Origin of the sequence: Pseudonocardia sp. DSM 110487, assembly GCF_019468565.1 — a bacterium.
GTDB lineage: Bacteria > Actinomycetota > Actinomycetes > Mycobacteriales > Pseudonocardiaceae > Pseudonocardia.
In genome coordinates this window covers 3,044,133-3,058,061 of sequence record NZ_CP080521.1, presented here as the reverse complement: position 1 = coordinate 3,058,061, position 13,929 = coordinate 3,044,133, and the positions used below count along the sequence as shown (strand labels likewise).

Here is a 13,929-nt window from a genome sequence, read left to right as displayed (position 1 = left end):
CGGGATCAGCGCCAGTCGTCCAGCAGCCGCACGTCTTCCCGGTCGTAGCCCGGCTCGTTGGGGCGGTGCATCGTGATTCCGGGGCTGTCGGTTCGGAAGCCGGCCGCGAGCAGCTGCCGGTAGGCCTCGTGGCGCGCGGTGTTCACCCCGAGGCTGAGCCGCACCGCCCCCGCGTCCGCGGCGAACCCCTGGCAGGCCGCCACCAGGGAGTCGAAGGCCTGCGCCTCGCCCGGCCCCGGACGCACCGCCGCGAACTTGGCGTACGCCACCCCGCTGCCCGCCTCCGTGCCGGCCCCGGCGTGGCACACGGCGAAACCGCGTGGCGCGTCCGGCTCGCCGATCAGCACGACGTCGCCGAGGCCCTGGTCGAGCACGGATGCGATCTCGCCGCTCACGTCCAGACCCGGCTGGATCGCGTCGGTGACGGTGGCGCAGCTCGCCACGAGCGCCGCCCGGTCGGCGGGTGGCACGGCCGACAGGCGCCAACCCAGCTCCGGCTCCGCGCCCGTCAGCGGCCGGGACATGATCGCCGTGAGGAACCGTGGCCAGAAGCCGAACCGCTGGTAGAAGCCGTGGTGCTGCGGGCTCTGGGCGAAGGTGAAGAGCCCCTGGTGCCCCGCGCCCCACCCGTCGAGCACCTCGACGGCCGCTGCGACGAGCCGGGTGCCGATCCCGTGGCCCCACAGCTTCGGGGTCACCGACAGCGGGCCGAAGTAGGCGACGCTGCCCCAGCGCGTGACGATCGTCGAACCGGCCACCTCACCGTTCACGAACGCGGCGAGCGCAGTCGTGTGCTGCGCCCGGAACCGGGTGCGCACGAGCTCGGTGTCCCGGTGTATTCCCGCGCCGAGAACGGTGGAGAACGCGTCGCGGAAGACGTCGTCCGCCGCGTCCACGTCGGCCACTTCGAGCGGCCGAACCTCGATGTCCACGTGGGCAGGATGCCGTGCCACTGCGCTGAACGGACGGCGGGGTTACTCCAGATCGCCACTATTGGGGGTCGACGGCGAGGAAGGACCACCCGCGATCCGGGAAACCGGCGGCCGTCGCGACGCTCGCCGAACCGGCGTTGCCCCGCGCGTGCACGTACGTCGGCACCGCGCCCTCGTCGAGGACGCGGCGGGCAGCCTGCGCCACCAGCCTGCGGGCCAGCCCGCGCCCGCGCGCGGCCTCCGCCGTGACCACGGCGAGCTCGCGGCCATGGATGTCGTGCTCTTTGACCCCGACGCCCGCGAGGTGCTCGCCCGTGTCATCGTCGACGGCCACCAGCACATCGCCGCCGAACCGGCGCAGCCACAGCGGCACCGAGGGGTGGTCGGCGGCGATCCACTCCCCCGCGTCCGGCAGCGACGCGGGCCGGTCGGTCCATCGGAACACCCCGTCGAACCAGGCCCCCGGCAGCCCCGCCACGCCCGGGATCTGCGTCCGAGCGCCACCGGCGTCTAGCCACGCCGTCACGACGTCCGCGACCGGCGGTGGCACGGAGAGCACCCCGCGCCCCTGCTCGGCGACCCCGATGACGCGGTGCAGCCCGCCGTCCCACGCCGGCTCGTCGCGGGCGGGTGAGCCGACGACCGTGAGCCCCACACCCGTGCCGGGCCACTGGCCGAGCCACGAGCGCAGGTGGCTGGCCAGCCGGTCCTCGCTCATGGAGGCGAGTACACCACCGGAAGGCCGAAGTGCTGGAACAGGCTGCGGTCACCGAACCAGGTCATGGCCGAGACGAGGCTGCCCTCGACCGCCAGCACGAGCAGCCCGTAGTCCTCCTCGGGGAGGTAGCACCCGAACGCGGGCTGGCCGTTGGCCCAGGTGGGCACGAGCCGCAGGCGGCCGCCGAGCAGCGAGGCCCGGAAACGGAGGAACCCGGCGATCGCGGCGGGGCCCTGGTACTCGTACGGCTCGGGCGGCATCGTCAGCCATGCGTCGTCGGTGAGCAGCGAGACGAGGGCGTCGATGTCACCGTTCTCGAGTGCACCGGCGAACCGGCCCACCACCGCGAGTTCGCGGGCGGAGCGCGGCGCGGCCGGCCGGGTGGGACGGTTCGCCTCGAGCGTCGCCCGTGCCCGCTGCAGGCCGGCCTTCACCGCCGCCTCGCTCGTGCCGAGCATGGCCGCCGCCTCGGTCCGGGTGAACCCGAGGACGTCGCGGAGCACGAGCACCACCCGCTGGCGCGGGGGCAGGTGCTGCAGAGCCGCGACGAACGCCAGCCCCACCGTTTCCGTGGTCTCGTAGCGGGCGTCCGGGCCGGGCGCTGTCGTGGGGAGGTCGGAGAGCAGTGCGTCGGGGTAGGGCTGGAGCCAGATCGGTTCAGCGCGCCGGGTGGGTTCCGGCGGCTCGGCCATCGGTTGGCGGACGGCTGGGCGGCGGCCGCGGTCGCGCAGGGCGTTGAGGCAGCGGTTGGTCGCGATGCGGTAGAGCCAGGCGCGGACCGAGGCGCGCTCCTGGAAACCCTCGAGCCCGCGCCACGCGGCGAGCAGGGTCTCCTGGAGCACGTCCTGGGCGTCCTGGAGGGAGCCGAGGATGCGGTAGCAGTGGAGTTGGAGCTCGCGACGGTAGGGCTCGACCAGCTCGCCGAATGCCGCGCCGTCGCCCGCGCGGGCGAGCGCGAGTGTCTGGGTTTCCACATCGGTGATGACACCGAGCGTAGGCGAAGGGGACCGGTCCGATTCCGGGTTCCGGGGTGTCTCGACCCGTATGACGACGACACCGATCGACGAGTACCGCCGCACCAGCTACGAGATCTCGCAGGCGATCGCGCCCGGCTGGTCCCGCAGGCGGTCGCAGTTCGAGACGGCGATGACGCCGGTGCGGGAGTGGATGGTCCGCGAGCTCGCGGCCCGGGAGGGAGACACGGTGCTCGAACTGGCGGCGGGGGCAGGCGACACGGGCTTCGCCGCCGCGGCGGACGCAGGCCACGTGATCTGCACCGACTTCTCGCCCGCGATGCTGGACGTGGCCCGCGCCAGGGCAGCCGAACTCGGCATCACGAACGTGGAGTTCCGGGTGATGGACGCCGAGCGCCTCGACCTCGACACCGCCTCGGTCGACGGCGTCCTGTGCCGGCTCGGCTACATGCTGGTGGCCGACCCCGCCGCCGCGCTCGCCGAGACCCGCCGGGTGCTCCGACCTGGTGGGCGCGTCGCGCTGGCCGTGTGGGCCGCCGCGGAACGCAACCCGTTCTTCGCGGTCATCGCCGTGACCCTCGTCGAGCGCGGGCACGTGACCCGGCCACCCGACGGCGTGCCGAACCCGTTCAGCATGGCGGACGCGGACCGCACGCGATCCCTGCTCGAGGCCGCCTGCTTCGACGAGATCACCGTCGTCGAGATCCCGCTGGCGTTCCGCTTCCACGACGTCGACGATTACCTCGGCTTCATGGCCGACACCGCCGGCCCGCTCGCCGTCGTGCTGCAGAAACTGTCCGATCCCGACCGTGTGGACCTCGCCGCGGCCCTCGAACACGCCCTGGCACCGTTCGCGACCGACGGCGGCTACGCGATCCCCGGCGCCGCTCTCGTCGCGTCCGCACGCTCGGACGACGAGCACCGATGAGCACCAAGGTCACCCGCGCGGAGCGGGTGGCGGCCCTCGCCAGCTGAGGCCGCCACCCGCAGAGCCACCGGAAGGGTCAGGCGTTGTCGTCACTGGCGTTGATGTCGCCGTTGACGCCGTCCGGGAAGAAGCCGCCGGATGTCACGCTGTCCGGGTTCAGGTAGACGATGTTGAGGACCTGTCCGGCGCTGCGGCTGAAGGCGATGGCGTTGTCGTCGGTCGGGACGATGTTCGCTACCCCGTCGAGCACGAGGCCCTGGTCGAGGTCGGCCTCGCCGTCCAGTCCGTCGCGGGCGTCGGAGATGGCGACCGTCGCGTCTTCGGCCCCACGCGCCTGCAGCGTCGCGCGGATCAGGCCCGCGTGGTACGCCTCGACCGCAAGAATTCCGGCCGCGGCCTCCAGGAATGTCTTGTTCTCGATCAGCGGAGCGGCGCCCTTGTAGGCGGTGACCCCCACGTCCTCGAACACGAAGGCGCCGAGCAGGAAGTTGTCCTCGCTGCCGAATACGTCGAAACTCTCCCCCTCCGCGATGAGTCCCGCGGCCAATGCGGCGGCGGTGAAGGCCTCGTCCAGGTCGATCGCCGGACGGGCGACCTTGGCGTCCCCGAGCGCGCTGCGCAGGAAATCGACGTGGGCGCGCTCGTCGGCCGCGATCTCGGTCGCGTTGGCCTTCAGCACGTTGTCCCTGAACTCCACCTGGCGGCCGCCGATGACCCCGCCGACGGTGCCCACACCGTCGATCTGGTTGTCGTCGAGGCCCTCACCCGTGACGGCGCGCAGGTAGAACTCGGCCTCGAGATACTCCAGGTTGAGGGCGAAGTTGAGCACGGCGGCGTCGCTGATCGCGGCGTCATCGGCCACCTCGGACACGGTGCGGATCGCGGCCGCTGAGGGTGGGGCGTACAGCCCGCCGCCGGCCAGCGCGCCACCGCCGACGACGCCGGCCGTGCTGAGTCCAGCGACCCGCAGGAATCTTCTTCGGTCTACGTCGTTCTCGGCACTGCGGTTGATTGCCTCGCGGACAAACGCCTTGCTGAAACCTTCGAACACCGCTGCTCATTTCTGCTCGGTCAGCCAGTCGAGTATCGGACGCGTCACCGTGGACCACGGCCGATTCCCACCGCGCAGTTCACCGACTCCGAACCGGATCGGATGGATGGTCGACTGGACGCGATCAACGGAAGCAGAGACAACCCAGGCACTAATGCGCCTCCGCCACCCGGTCGATCCGGTTGGCCCACCCGACAGCCGAGATCCCCGCCTTGCGCGAGTCGCGCTCTCGGTGCAGGCGAGTCGAGCGCGGCGTCAGGAGAGGTCGACGAGTTCAGCCAGGGAATCCGCGACGTAGCCGGCGAGAACGTCGACGTCGGGGAGGGCGTCGCGGTCGGCAGTGAGGCCGTAGTGCATGCCGGTGCCGTAGGACGTGATGCCGATGGCCACCGCCTGACCGCCCGCGAGCGGCACCACCGGGTACATGTCGAGCATCCGGGCGCCCATCGCGTAGAGCGGGCGGGGCGGGCCGGACACGTTGGTGACCAGCACGTTGTAGAAGTTGCTCGAGTACTGGCTGGCCAGCCGCGCACCGAGGCTGTGCACGATCGGCGGGGCGAGCCCGACGAGCTTCATCAGGTTCGCGGCGCCCACCGCCTGCCCGCTGCGCTTGTGCACCTCCATGGCGTCGCGCAGCACCGCGAGCCGGGCGAGCGGTTCGTCCTCGGTGACGGGCAGGTCCACGAGGTAGGCGGAGATGCTGTTGCCGGCCCCCGACCCGCCGCGGGCCCTGGCGCGCACGCTGACCGGCACCATCGCGCGCACGGAGGTGTCGGCCGTCAGCGGCTCGCCCCGACTGATCAGCCAGCGGCGCAGGGCGCCCGCGACCACCGCGAGCACGACGTCGTTGACGGTGCCGCCGTGCGCCTTGCGGACGGCGCGGTGCTCGGCGAGCGCGGTGCGGCACATGCCGTAGCGCCGCTGCTGGCCGGTGGCGGCGTTGAGCGGCTGCACCGGCCGGACGGTGGCGGCGCTGCGCCCAGCGGCGAGCACCCCCTCGACGGTCTTGCCGACCGTGGACACCGCCTCGCGGACGTCGGTGAGGGCCCGCCCGGCGACGTCGAGCACGTCGCGGGGCCTGCGCAGGGCGTGCGCGGCCGCGGACGCGGCGAGCTCGAGCCCGGACGGCTCTGGCGCGGGCTCCCATTCGTCCTCGGGGGTCTCGCGCGGCTCCGGCGTGAGGTCGAGGAGCACGGCCCCGATGTCCATGGACGCGAGGCCGTCGACCATGGCGTGGTGGGTCTTGGTGACCACGGCAAACCGGCCGTCGGCCAGCCCCTCGATCAGGTAGACCTCCCACAGCGGCCGCGACCGGTCCAGCTGCCTTGCGAGCAGCCGCCCGACCAGGTCGAGCAACTCCTCCTCGGTACCGGGCGCCGGCAGCGCGGACCGGCGGACGTGGAACGCGAGGTCGAAGTCCGGGTCGTCCACCCACACCGGCAGCCCCAGCCCGCCCGGCACCTCGCGCACCTTCTGCCGGTACCGCGGCACGAGCGCGAGCCTGCGTCCGATGAGCTCGGTGAAGGCGTCGGGATCGAACGGGCCGTTCTCCGGCGGCGCGAACGTCATGACGGCGCCGACGTGCATGGCGGCCGTCCGGTGCTCGGCGAACAGGAACGACGCGTCGAGCGGGGAAAGGCGGTCGACCACCCCGCCATTCTCCCGGTTCCCGCGCCCGTGGCGACTACGCGCGCCGGAGCACTCGTATCCGCTCAGCGATGGAGTGGCTACCAACCGCGCAGGGGGAACCCGGACCTCGCGCGCTCACCGAGCTTCACCCCGAGGACCTGGTGCAGCTGGATGTTGTCGCGCTCGAACCCGAGCCGGCTGGCCGCCATGTAGAGCCGCCACACCCGCGCCCGGCCGAGCCCGACCTCGGCGACGGCCTCCTCCCAGTGGTCCTCGAGGTTCCGGCACCACCCCGCGAGGGTGAGCGCGTAGTGCTCGCGCAGGTTCTCCTCGTGCCGGACCTCGAACCCGCTGTCATTCATGACGGAGATCAGGTGTCCGACCGGCTCCAGCTGTCCGTCGGGGAACACGTAGCGCGCGATGAACGCGTCGAGCTTGCGGGTGGGCGTGCGCGGTTGGGTGATGCAGTGGTTGAGCAGCCGCCCCTCCGGTTTGAGCCGGGCGTACAACGACGAGAAGTAGCTCGGCAGGTTGTCCTTCCCGATGTGCTCGGTGAGCCCGATCGAGCTGATCGCGTCGAACTCGGACTCGGGCGCGTCGCGGTAGTCGAGGTGGCGCACCTCGGCGAGACCGGACAGGCCCCTGCGCTCGATCTCGGCCTGCGCCCACGCGGCCTGGTTGCGCGACAGCGTGACGCCAAGCGCCTTGACGCCGTGCTCGGCGGCCGCGTGCATCACCATGCCGCCCCAGCCGCAGCCGACGTCGAGCAGGCGCATGCCCGGCTTCAGCGCCAGCTTCTGCGCCACCAGCTCGTGCTTGGCGGCCTGCGCCTCCTCGAGCGTGGCGTCCTCGGTGGCGTAGACCGCGCACGTGTACGCCATCGACGGGCCGAGCACCCACTCGTAGAAGCGGTTGGACACGTCGTAGTGGTGCGAGATCGCCTTGCTGTCGCGAGACTTCGAGTGCAGCCGGCCCGGCGGGCGGTACTCGAACTCGGGCGGCGGCTGCCGGTGGCGCAGCCACACCGGGAACAGCTTGCTCGCGAGCTGCAGCTGCTCCTTGCGCGTGAGGTCGTGCAGTGTGAGGTCGGCCATGGCGTTCAGCACGTCGTAGACGTCGCCGTCGACCTCGAGCTCGCCCGTGACGTACGCACGCGCGAGCCCGAGCGTTCCTGGTGCCGTGGCGAGCCGGGCGAGTGCTCGTGGCGTGAGGATCTTCAGCGCGACGTCCGAGCGGTCCGGCCCGGCTTTGCTGCCGTCATAGGCCTCGATCCGGATCGGTACATCCTGGCCGAGGACGTCGGAGATGATCTCTGCGACCTGCATGACTGCCCCCTTCACCTGGTGACCTTGGAGTACAGATCGGGCTGCCTGCCGTGCGGGTCGTAGCGCTGCTTGAGTGCGCGGTAGGCGGGCCCGTTGTAGTGCTTCCAGAACTCACCTTCGTCGTAGTGCACTGTGGAGTACAGCGACTTGTGCCCGCCGAGATCCGCGACGAGCTCCTCGATCCGGCGGTTGTGCGCGTCCGGTCGACCGGGGACCTGCGGCACGCCCGACCAGAAGCCGACATTGACATACAACTCGTCCGGCTGCATCGGGTAGAGCGGCCACGTCCGCTCGCCGCGCAGCCGCAGCGGGCACAACCACACCGGGCGGATCCCGATGTCGCGGTGGAACGCGTCGAGGAACTCGGCGAGCCGGTCGCCCGGGATCTCGACGTCCTGGATCACCGGTTCCTCCTGCGGAGTCCGCGTGACGCGGTGGGCGAGCCGGGAGACCCCGTAGCGCCGGTCGAGGGCGACGATGCGGCGGTAGACGTCGGAGCGGCGGTAGCGGCGCGGCCAGAACCGGCGCACCACGGGGTGCTGCACGCCGAGCGCGCGGGAGCACCAGAACCAGTCGGTGTCCCAGCGCCAGATGTAGTCGTGCACGGTGAGCACGTCGGAGGCGCGCTCGCGGATCGAGCGGTAGAAGATCTGCTGGCCGGTGTAGTCGCTCACCCCTGGCCCCGGATCCTCGGTGAACGTGCCAAGGGTGAGGTACTGCTCCCCCGGCTCGAAGACCGTGCCGTCGACGAAGTCAGGCCCGTCAGGGCCGCAGACCTCGGTGATCGTGGCGGCGAGGTCCTCCGTGGACACCCGCCGGTGCTCCAGCCGGACGTACGGGGAGACCGGCTGCAGCTCGATCCTCAACCGCAGCGCGTAGCCGAGGGTGCCGTAGGAGTTGGGGAAGCCGGCGAAGAGGTCGGCGTGCTCGCCGTCGGGCGTCGCCGTGACGAGCTCACCCTCCGGCGTGAGGATGTCCATCTCGAGCACCGACTCGTGCGGCAACCCGTGCCGGAACGACGTGGACTCGATGCCCAGCCCGGTGACCGCCCCGCCCAGCGTGATCGTCTTCAGCTGCGGCACCACCAGCGGCATCAGCCGGTGCGGCAGGGTGGCCTCGACCAGGTCCTCGTAGGTGGTCATGCCCTGCACGTCGGCCGTGCGGGCCACGTCGTCGACGGAGATCACGCCCGCGAGAGCGGACGCGTCGAGCAGGCCGGTGGGCTGGGCATCGCCGAAGCGGAACAGGTTCGAGGTCTTCTTGGCCAGCCGCACCCGCGTGTCAGGCGGCAGCGCCCGGTATCGACCGACCAGATCGGCCACCGCTGCGTCGTGCCGGCTGGGCGTCAAGGTCATGTAAGCGACGCTAGTCCGCTTTCCTCGCCTCGCCCAAGCCTCCGACCAGCACCATTCGTCACACCGTCCGGATCGTCCCGATGTGGGGGATCCGGCGGCGCCCCTTCGGCCGTGGTGAGATGTCGGCCGTGACCGAGAACCCACTCCAGAACGTCACGTTCCCCTCCAACGGCGGCACGGCACACGGCTACCTCGCCGTTCCGGCGTCCGGCAGCGGCCCGGGTGTCGTCGTCATCCAGGAGTGGTGGGGACTGACGAACCACATCGCCGACGTGTCCAACCGGCTGGCCGCCGAGGGTTTCGTCGCCCTGGCACCCGACCTCTACGGCGGCAGCACCACCCACGACGCCGCCGAGGCCGGCGAGCTCATGCAGAAGCTGCCGGTCCAGCAGGCCGCCCGCGACCTCGCGGGCGCCGTCGACTACCTGCTCGCCCACGAGTCCGTCACGTCGCAGAAGGTCGGCGCCGTCGGCTTCTGCATGGGCGGCGGCTTCGTGCTCGTGCTCGCCGCGCAGCAGGGCGACAAGATCGGCGCGGCCGTGCCGTTCTACGGCGTGCTGGGCGAGGACTACCCGAGCTTCTCCGGGCTCACCGCGCCGCTCCTCGGCCACTTCGGCGAGCAGGACGACTACGCGAACCCGGATGCGGTGCGCGCGCTCGCCGGAAGGATCGAGTCCGAGTCCGGCCTGCAGCCCGAGTTCCACATCTACCCGGCGGGCCACGCGTTCTTCAACGACGAGAACCACCTCGGCACCTACGATGCCGAGCAGGCGCGGATCGCCTGGAACCGCACGCTGGAGTTCCTCCGCACGCACCTCTGAGTCGTGAGTGGATAGGCGCGCTATAGCTCGCGTATCCACTCACGAGGGGTTCAGCCGTGGTCGGCGAGGAACTCGTCCAGCGCCGACCACGTGGTGGTGCGCGCCCCGCGCCCGGTGAGCACGCCGAGGTGCCCGCCGGGTGCGGTGGTGAACCGCACCTCTGGGGCGCCGGTCAGCAGGCCCAGCACCTTCTGCACGGCCGGCAGCGGCGCGATCACGTCGCCCCGCCCGCCCACGACGAACACCGGGACCTGCACGGCGGCCAACCGGATCGCCCGCCCGCCCAGTGACAGCTCGCCGTCGGCGAGGTCGTTGCGGCGCAGCATCAGGTGGAAGATCTGGCCGAAGACCCGGCCCGGGTAGCCGTGCATGTTGCGCATCAGGTACTCGACGGCCTCGATCTGGGCGAGCGCGTCGCGGTCGTCGAGCTGGGACAGCACCGTGAGCGGCTTCGTCACCAGCTTGTCGACGGCAACGAGCTGGAACGCCGCGCTCACCACGGGCGCGGGGAAGCTCCCGATCGCGCGGTAGACCGTCGACAGGCCGCGCCCGCCGGTCGCCACGGCCAGCGGTCGCAGCGGGGCCACGAACGGCACGGCCGACACGTCGACGGGGCTGCCGATCATCGTGAGGGTCCGCACCGGGAGCGGCTCGCCCGCCTGTGCCCCCGCGGCGACGGCGAGCGAGCAGAAGATGCCCGCGAGCGACCAGCCGACGAGGTGCACGTCCGGCCCGGCGTCCTCGGCGGTGAGCCGCGCGGCCCACGGCACGACGTCGTCCACCCAGTGCTCCATGCCGAGGCGGCGGTCGGCGAACGACTTCGGGCCGTGGTCGATCAGGTACACCAGGCGACCCTCGGACAGCAGGTGCTCCACGAGGGAGCAGCCGCGGCGCAGGTCGTAGGCGAAGTCGGGCGCGCCGAGCGGCGGAACCAGCAGCACCGGCTCGCCGCTCGCAGGCGTCACACCTGACATCGGCAGGTACCGGTACAGGGCGCCGCGCGGCCCGTCGTCCACCAGCTCCCGCGGCATCCGGCGCAGGTCGGCGACTCCGCCGCGCGCCATGCCGACGAGGTTGACCGCGGCGGCGGTGAGGTCCACGGGGCGACACGCTACCGATCACCCGCCGAACCCCGCCGTCACCCGGTTGGGGCGGAGAGGGAACGATCTCCATGGGAAACTTGCTCTGTCAAGGGGGGAAACAAGGTGAGCACACCGGGTCCACAGCAGCCGTCCGATCCGCCGCCGGACCGGGCGGAGGAGTCGGCGACGGTGTCCTTCGACAAGGGCCCGTCGTCCTACGACCAGCCGACCGCGCCGACGTACGGCTCGCAGGGAGCACTGCCCTACGAACCGCTGCCCGGTCAGGCGTACGACCCGCGGACCGGTCTCCCCCTGAGCCCACCACCCGTCTCACCGAACGGCCCGCAGAACGCCTACCAGTCCCCCTACGGCCCCCCGCCCGGCTACGGCCCCCAGAACTACGGCCCCCAGAACTATGGCCCGCAGAACTATGGCCCGCAGAACTACGGCGGGTACCCACCCCCGGGCTACGGCGGGTACGCGCCGACCGCCCCCACGAACGGCATGGCGATCGCGTCGCTCATCCTCGGGATCCTCTGGCTCTACTGGGTCGGCAGCATCATGGCGCTGGTGTTCGGATACATCGCCCAGCAGCAGATCAGGCAGCGGGGTGAGTCCGGCAACGGCTTGGCGACAGCGGGAATCGTCCTCGGCTGGATCGGGGTCGCGACGCTGGCCCTCGTGTTGTTCTTCTTCGTCTTCTTCGCGGCCGCGGCACCCTCGTCGTACTACTAGCCCATTTCTTGTTACCGGCCGGTATGTGAGACTCCGGCGATGCAGCGCGACATCTTCGACGCCGAACATGACGCCTTCCGCGACCTGGCCCGGACCTTCATCGCCAAGGAGATCACCCCCTTCCACGAGCAGTGGGAGCGCGACGGCCAGGTGAGCCGGGACGTCTGGCTCGCGGCGGGCAAGGCCGGGCTGCTGGGCACCGACGTACCCGAGGAGTACGGCGGCGGCGGGGTCTCCGACTTCCGCTACAACGCCGTGCTCACCGAGGAGCTGACGAGGGCGGGCGCGAGCGGGGTCGGGTTCCCGCTGCAGAACGACGTGGTGGCGCCCTACCTGCTGCGACTGGCCAGCGACGAGCAGAAGCGACGCTGGCTGCCCGGGTTCTGCTCCGGCGAGATCATCACTGCGATCGCGATGACGGAGCCGGGCACCGGCTCCGACCTGCAGGGGATCCAGACGAACGCCGGCCGCGGCGACGACGGCTGGATCCTCAACGGCGCGAAGACGTTCATCACCAACGGGATCATGGCCGACCTGGTGATCGTGGTGGCGCGCACCGACCCGGACGCAGGCAGCCGCGGCTTCACGCTGCTCGTCGTGGAGCGCGGGATGCCCGGTTTCGAGCGTGGCCGCCGCCTGAACAAGGTCGGGCTGAAGGCACAGGACACCGCGGAGCTCTCGTTCACCGACGTCCACGTGCCCGACGCGAACGTGCTCGGCGAACCGGGTGGCGGGCTGATCGCGCTGATGCAGAACCTGGCGCAGGAGCGGCTCTCGATCGCGGTCGGCTGCGCGGCGGGCGCGGCGCGGGCCCTCGAACTGACCGTCGAGTACACGAAGGAGCGCACCGCCTTCGGCCGCCCGGTGTCGACCTTCCAGAACACCCGCTTCGAGCTGGCGGAGATCGCCACCGAGGTCGACGTCACCCAGGCCTTCGTCGACCGCTGCATCACCGAGCTCGTGGCCGGCCGGTTGGACGCGGCGGACGCGGCGAAGGCCAAGTGGTGGGCGAGCGACGTGCTCAAGCGGGTGGTCGACCGCTGCGTCCAGCTGCACGGCGGATACGGCTACATGCTGGAGTACCCCATCGCGAAGGCCTTCGTCGACTCGCGCGTGCAGGCGATCTTCGGCGGGACCAACGAGATCATGAAGGAGATCATCGGGCGCGAGCTGCTGGGGTAGCGCCGAGGCGGCCCCCGGTCAGTGCAGCTCCTCCAGCTGCAGGATCAGCACCCGCGACTCGGAGTCCACGTGCCAGCGGCGTTGGACCATGCGGAAGATGCCGACCGTCGGGAGCTCGATCTCGTCGTTGGGGAAGTAGACGATATCCGGGTCGAGTTCCACGCTGAAGACCGTCGTCCCTGTCGCGTTGACGTAGAACTCGACCCGCTTGGCGATCTTGGACTCGGTCATGGATGCTCCTCGGCCGCTGCTCGTTGCGACCCTTGTTCCCGCCAGCGGCCGTACCGAACACCCCCTCAGGCCCGTTCGACGTCGAAGTCCGGATCCGGGAACCGTCGCGCGGGACTGCCATCTCAGCCTCAGGACACCCCGCTCGCCGCGAGCCGGGCGCGTTCGGCGTCCACGTCGAAGTCGGGCTGCGGGAACTGCGGGTCCAGCTCCGTGAGGGTCTCGGCCAGCAGCGCCGCGATGGCCCAGTTGCGGTACCACTTGCGGTCCGACGGGATCACGTACCAGGGGGCCGCGTCGATGTCGGTGCGCCGCAGTGCCTCTGCGTACGCCTCCTGGTAGGCGGGCCACTTGGCGCGGGCGTCCAGGTCACCCGGGTTGTACTTCCACCGCTTCGCCGGGTCGTCGAGGCGCGCGACGAGCCGCTCGGCCTGCTCCTTCTCCGAGATGTGGAGCATGCACTTCACGATCGTGACGCCCTGCGCGGCGAGCTCCGACTCGAACGCCGTGATCTCGGTGTATCGGCCGCGCCAGACGTCCTCGGGTACGAGCTCGTCGACGCGGGCGATCAGGACGTCCTCGTAGTGAGAGCGATCGAAGATCCCGATGCGGCCCGCCACCGGGACCTGCCGGCGGATCCGCCACAGGAAGTGGTGCGCGAGCTCCTCGTCGGTGGGCTTCTTGAACGTGGCGATGTGCAGGCCCTGCGGGTTGACGAGGCCGCCGACATGGCGGATCACCCCGCCCTTGCCGGAGGTGTCCATACCCTGTAGGACGAGCAGCACGGCACGCCTGCCCCCGCCGATGGCCTCGGCGTAGAGCGCCTCCTGCAGCTGGTCGAGGCGCTCGCCGAGCTCGACCATCTCCTCGGCGGCGGTGGCCTTGTCCCGCGGCCCGAGCGGCCGCGCCCGCGGGTCGAGCTGGTCAACCGGCACCCGGAACGTCTCGCGCACGGACTTCCCCATGCCG

At 71.3% G+C, this 13,929-nt stretch carries 14 protein-coding genes; 4 read left to right on the top strand and 10 right to left on the bottom strand.

Going from position 1 to position 13,929, the window contains the following annotated elements; translation table 11 throughout:
- Window positions 1–5: 5 nt before the first annotated feature.
- From K1T35_RS14110 to K1T35_RS14100, 3 genes are read right to left on the bottom strand one after another with little or no spacing between them, the layout of a single operon-like run.
- The gene (locus K1T35_RS14110) at window positions 6–932 is read right to left on the bottom strand and encodes a GNAT family N-acetyltransferase (protein WP_220260618.1); all 927 of its coding nucleotides are present in this window, start codon (window positions 930–932) and stop codon (window positions 6–8) included.
- A 58-nt stretch (window positions 933–990) separates the two neighbouring features.
- Window positions 991–1,650, bottom strand: coding sequence for a GNAT family N-acetyltransferase (locus K1T35_RS14105; RefSeq protein ID WP_220260617.1), 660 nt, complete (start codon window positions 1,648–1,650; stop codon window positions 991–993).
- Window positions 1,647–2,624: an RNA polymerase subunit sigma-70 gene (locus tag K1T35_RS14100; protein WP_220260616.1), complete on the bottom strand. Its 978-nt coding sequence runs from the start codon at window positions 2,622–2,624 to the stop codon at window positions 1,647–1,649. The genes K1T35_RS14105 and K1T35_RS14100 overlap by 4 nt, the downstream gene beginning before the upstream one ends.
- 70 nt (window positions 2,625–2,694) lie before the next feature.
- Here K1T35_RS14100 and K1T35_RS14095 point away from each other — a divergent pair, with 70 nt between their 5' ends.
- Window positions 2,695–3,552, top strand: coding sequence for a class I SAM-dependent methyltransferase (locus K1T35_RS14095; protein WP_220260615.1), 858 nt, complete (start codon window positions 2,695–2,697; stop codon window positions 3,550–3,552).
- A gap of 76 nt (window positions 3,553–3,628) precedes the next feature.
- Here the strand turns inward: K1T35_RS14095 and K1T35_RS14090 are convergent, their stop codons facing one another.
- The 4 genes from K1T35_RS14090 to K1T35_RS14075 form a co-directional block, all read right to left on the bottom strand.
- The gene (locus K1T35_RS14090) at window positions 3,629–4,603 is read right to left on the bottom strand and encodes a ferritin-like domain-containing protein (protein ID WP_220260614.1); all 975 of its coding nucleotides are present in this window, start codon (window positions 4,601–4,603) and stop codon (window positions 3,629–3,631) included.
- Window positions 4,604–4,858: 255 nt separating this feature from the next.
- Window positions 4,859–6,253: a wax ester/triacylglycerol synthase family O-acyltransferase gene (locus K1T35_RS14085; RefSeq protein ID WP_220260613.1), complete on the bottom strand. Its 1,395-nt coding sequence runs from the start codon at window positions 6,251–6,253 to the stop codon at window positions 4,859–4,861.
- A gap of 77 nt (window positions 6,254–6,330) precedes the next feature.
- Window positions 6,331–7,557: a cyclopropane-fatty-acyl-phospholipid synthase family protein gene (locus K1T35_RS14080; RefSeq protein WP_220260612.1), complete on the bottom strand. Its 1,227-nt coding sequence runs from the start codon at window positions 7,555–7,557 to the stop codon at window positions 6,331–6,333.
- An 11-nt stretch (window positions 7,558–7,568) separates the two neighbouring features.
- Window positions 7,569–8,912, bottom strand: coding sequence for an FAD-binding oxidoreductase (locus tag K1T35_RS14075; protein WP_220260611.1), 1,344 nt, complete (start codon window positions 8,910–8,912; stop codon window positions 7,569–7,571).
- 119 nt (window positions 8,913–9,031) lie between these two features.
- Between K1T35_RS14075 and K1T35_RS14070 the strand changes: the two genes are divergently transcribed.
- On the top strand, window positions 9,032–9,733 hold the full coding sequence (locus K1T35_RS14070) for a dienelactone hydrolase family protein (protein WP_220260610.1): 702 nt from the start codon (window positions 9,032–9,034) through the stop codon (window positions 9,731–9,733).
- A 50-nt stretch (window positions 9,734–9,783) separates the two neighbouring features.
- Here the strand turns inward: K1T35_RS14070 and K1T35_RS14065 are convergent, their stop codons facing one another.
- Window positions 9,784–10,797 (bottom strand): alpha/beta hydrolase, encoded by a 1,014-nt coding sequence (locus K1T35_RS14065; protein WP_220262591.1) that lies wholly within the window; start codon window positions 10,795–10,797, stop codon window positions 9,784–9,786.
- A gap of 141 nt (window positions 10,798–10,938) precedes the next feature.
- Between K1T35_RS14065 and K1T35_RS14060 the strand changes: the two genes are divergently transcribed.
- Together K1T35_RS14060 and K1T35_RS14055 are read left to right on the top strand one after the other, a co-directional pair.
- Entirely contained in the window at window positions 10,939–11,550 is a 612-nt protein-coding gene (locus K1T35_RS14060; protein WP_220260609.1) for a DUF4190 domain-containing protein, read from the top strand.
- Between the two features lie 39 nt (window positions 11,551–11,589).
- Complete coding sequence (locus K1T35_RS14055; protein WP_220260608.1) at window positions 11,590–12,732, top strand: acyl-CoA dehydrogenase family protein; 1,143 nt, start codon at window positions 11,590–11,592, stop codon at window positions 12,730–12,732.
- An 18-nt stretch (window positions 12,733–12,750) separates the two neighbouring features.
- Here the strand turns inward: K1T35_RS14055 and K1T35_RS14050 are convergent, their stop codons facing one another.
- Together K1T35_RS14050 and K1T35_RS14045 are read right to left on the bottom strand one after the other, a co-directional pair.
- The gene (locus tag K1T35_RS14050) at window positions 12,751–12,963 is read right to left on the bottom strand and encodes a hypothetical protein (RefSeq protein WP_220260607.1); all 213 of its coding nucleotides are present in this window, start codon (window positions 12,961–12,963) and stop codon (window positions 12,751–12,753) included.
- Between the two features lie 128 nt (window positions 12,964–13,091).
- Window positions 13,092–13,925: a PPK2 family polyphosphate kinase gene (locus K1T35_RS14045; RefSeq protein ID WP_220260606.1), complete on the bottom strand. Its 834-nt coding sequence runs from the start codon at window positions 13,923–13,925 to the stop codon at window positions 13,092–13,094.
- Window positions 13,926–13,929 lie beyond the last annotated feature (4 nt).

Coding starts and splice junctions, on each gene's coding strand:
- K1T35_RS14070 (WP_220260610.1), top strand. CDS start 9,032: ATGTCGGCCGTGACCGAGAACCCACTCCAGAACGTCACGTTCCCCTCC.
- K1T35_RS14065 (WP_220262591.1), bottom strand. CDS start 10,797: ATGGCGCGCGGCGGAGTCGCCGACCTGCGCCGGATGCCGCGGGAGCTG.
- K1T35_RS14055 (WP_220260608.1), top strand. CDS start 11,590: ATGCAGCGCGACATCTTCGACGCCGAACATGACGCCTTCCGCGACCTG.
- K1T35_RS14050 (WP_220260607.1), bottom strand. CDS start 12,963: ATGACCGAGTCCAAGATCGCCAAGCGGGTCGAGTTCTACGTCAACGCG.
- K1T35_RS14080 (WP_220260612.1), bottom strand. CDS start 7,557: ATGCAGGTCGCAGAGATCATCTCCGACGTCCTCGGCCAGGATGTACCG.
- K1T35_RS14045 (WP_220260606.1), bottom strand. CDS start 13,925: ATGGGGAAGTCCGTGCGCGAGACGTTCCGGGTGCCGGTTGACCAGCTC.
- K1T35_RS14095 (WP_220260615.1), top strand. CDS start 2,695: ATGACGACGACACCGATCGACGAGTACCGCCGCACCAGCTACGAGATC.
- K1T35_RS14105 (WP_220260617.1), bottom strand. CDS start 1,650: ATGAGCGAGGACCGGCTGGCCAGCCACCTGCGCTCGTGGCTCGGCCAG.
- K1T35_RS14075 (WP_220260611.1), bottom strand. CDS start 8,912: ATGACCTTGACGCCCAGCCGGCACGACGCAGCGGTGGCCGATCTGGTC.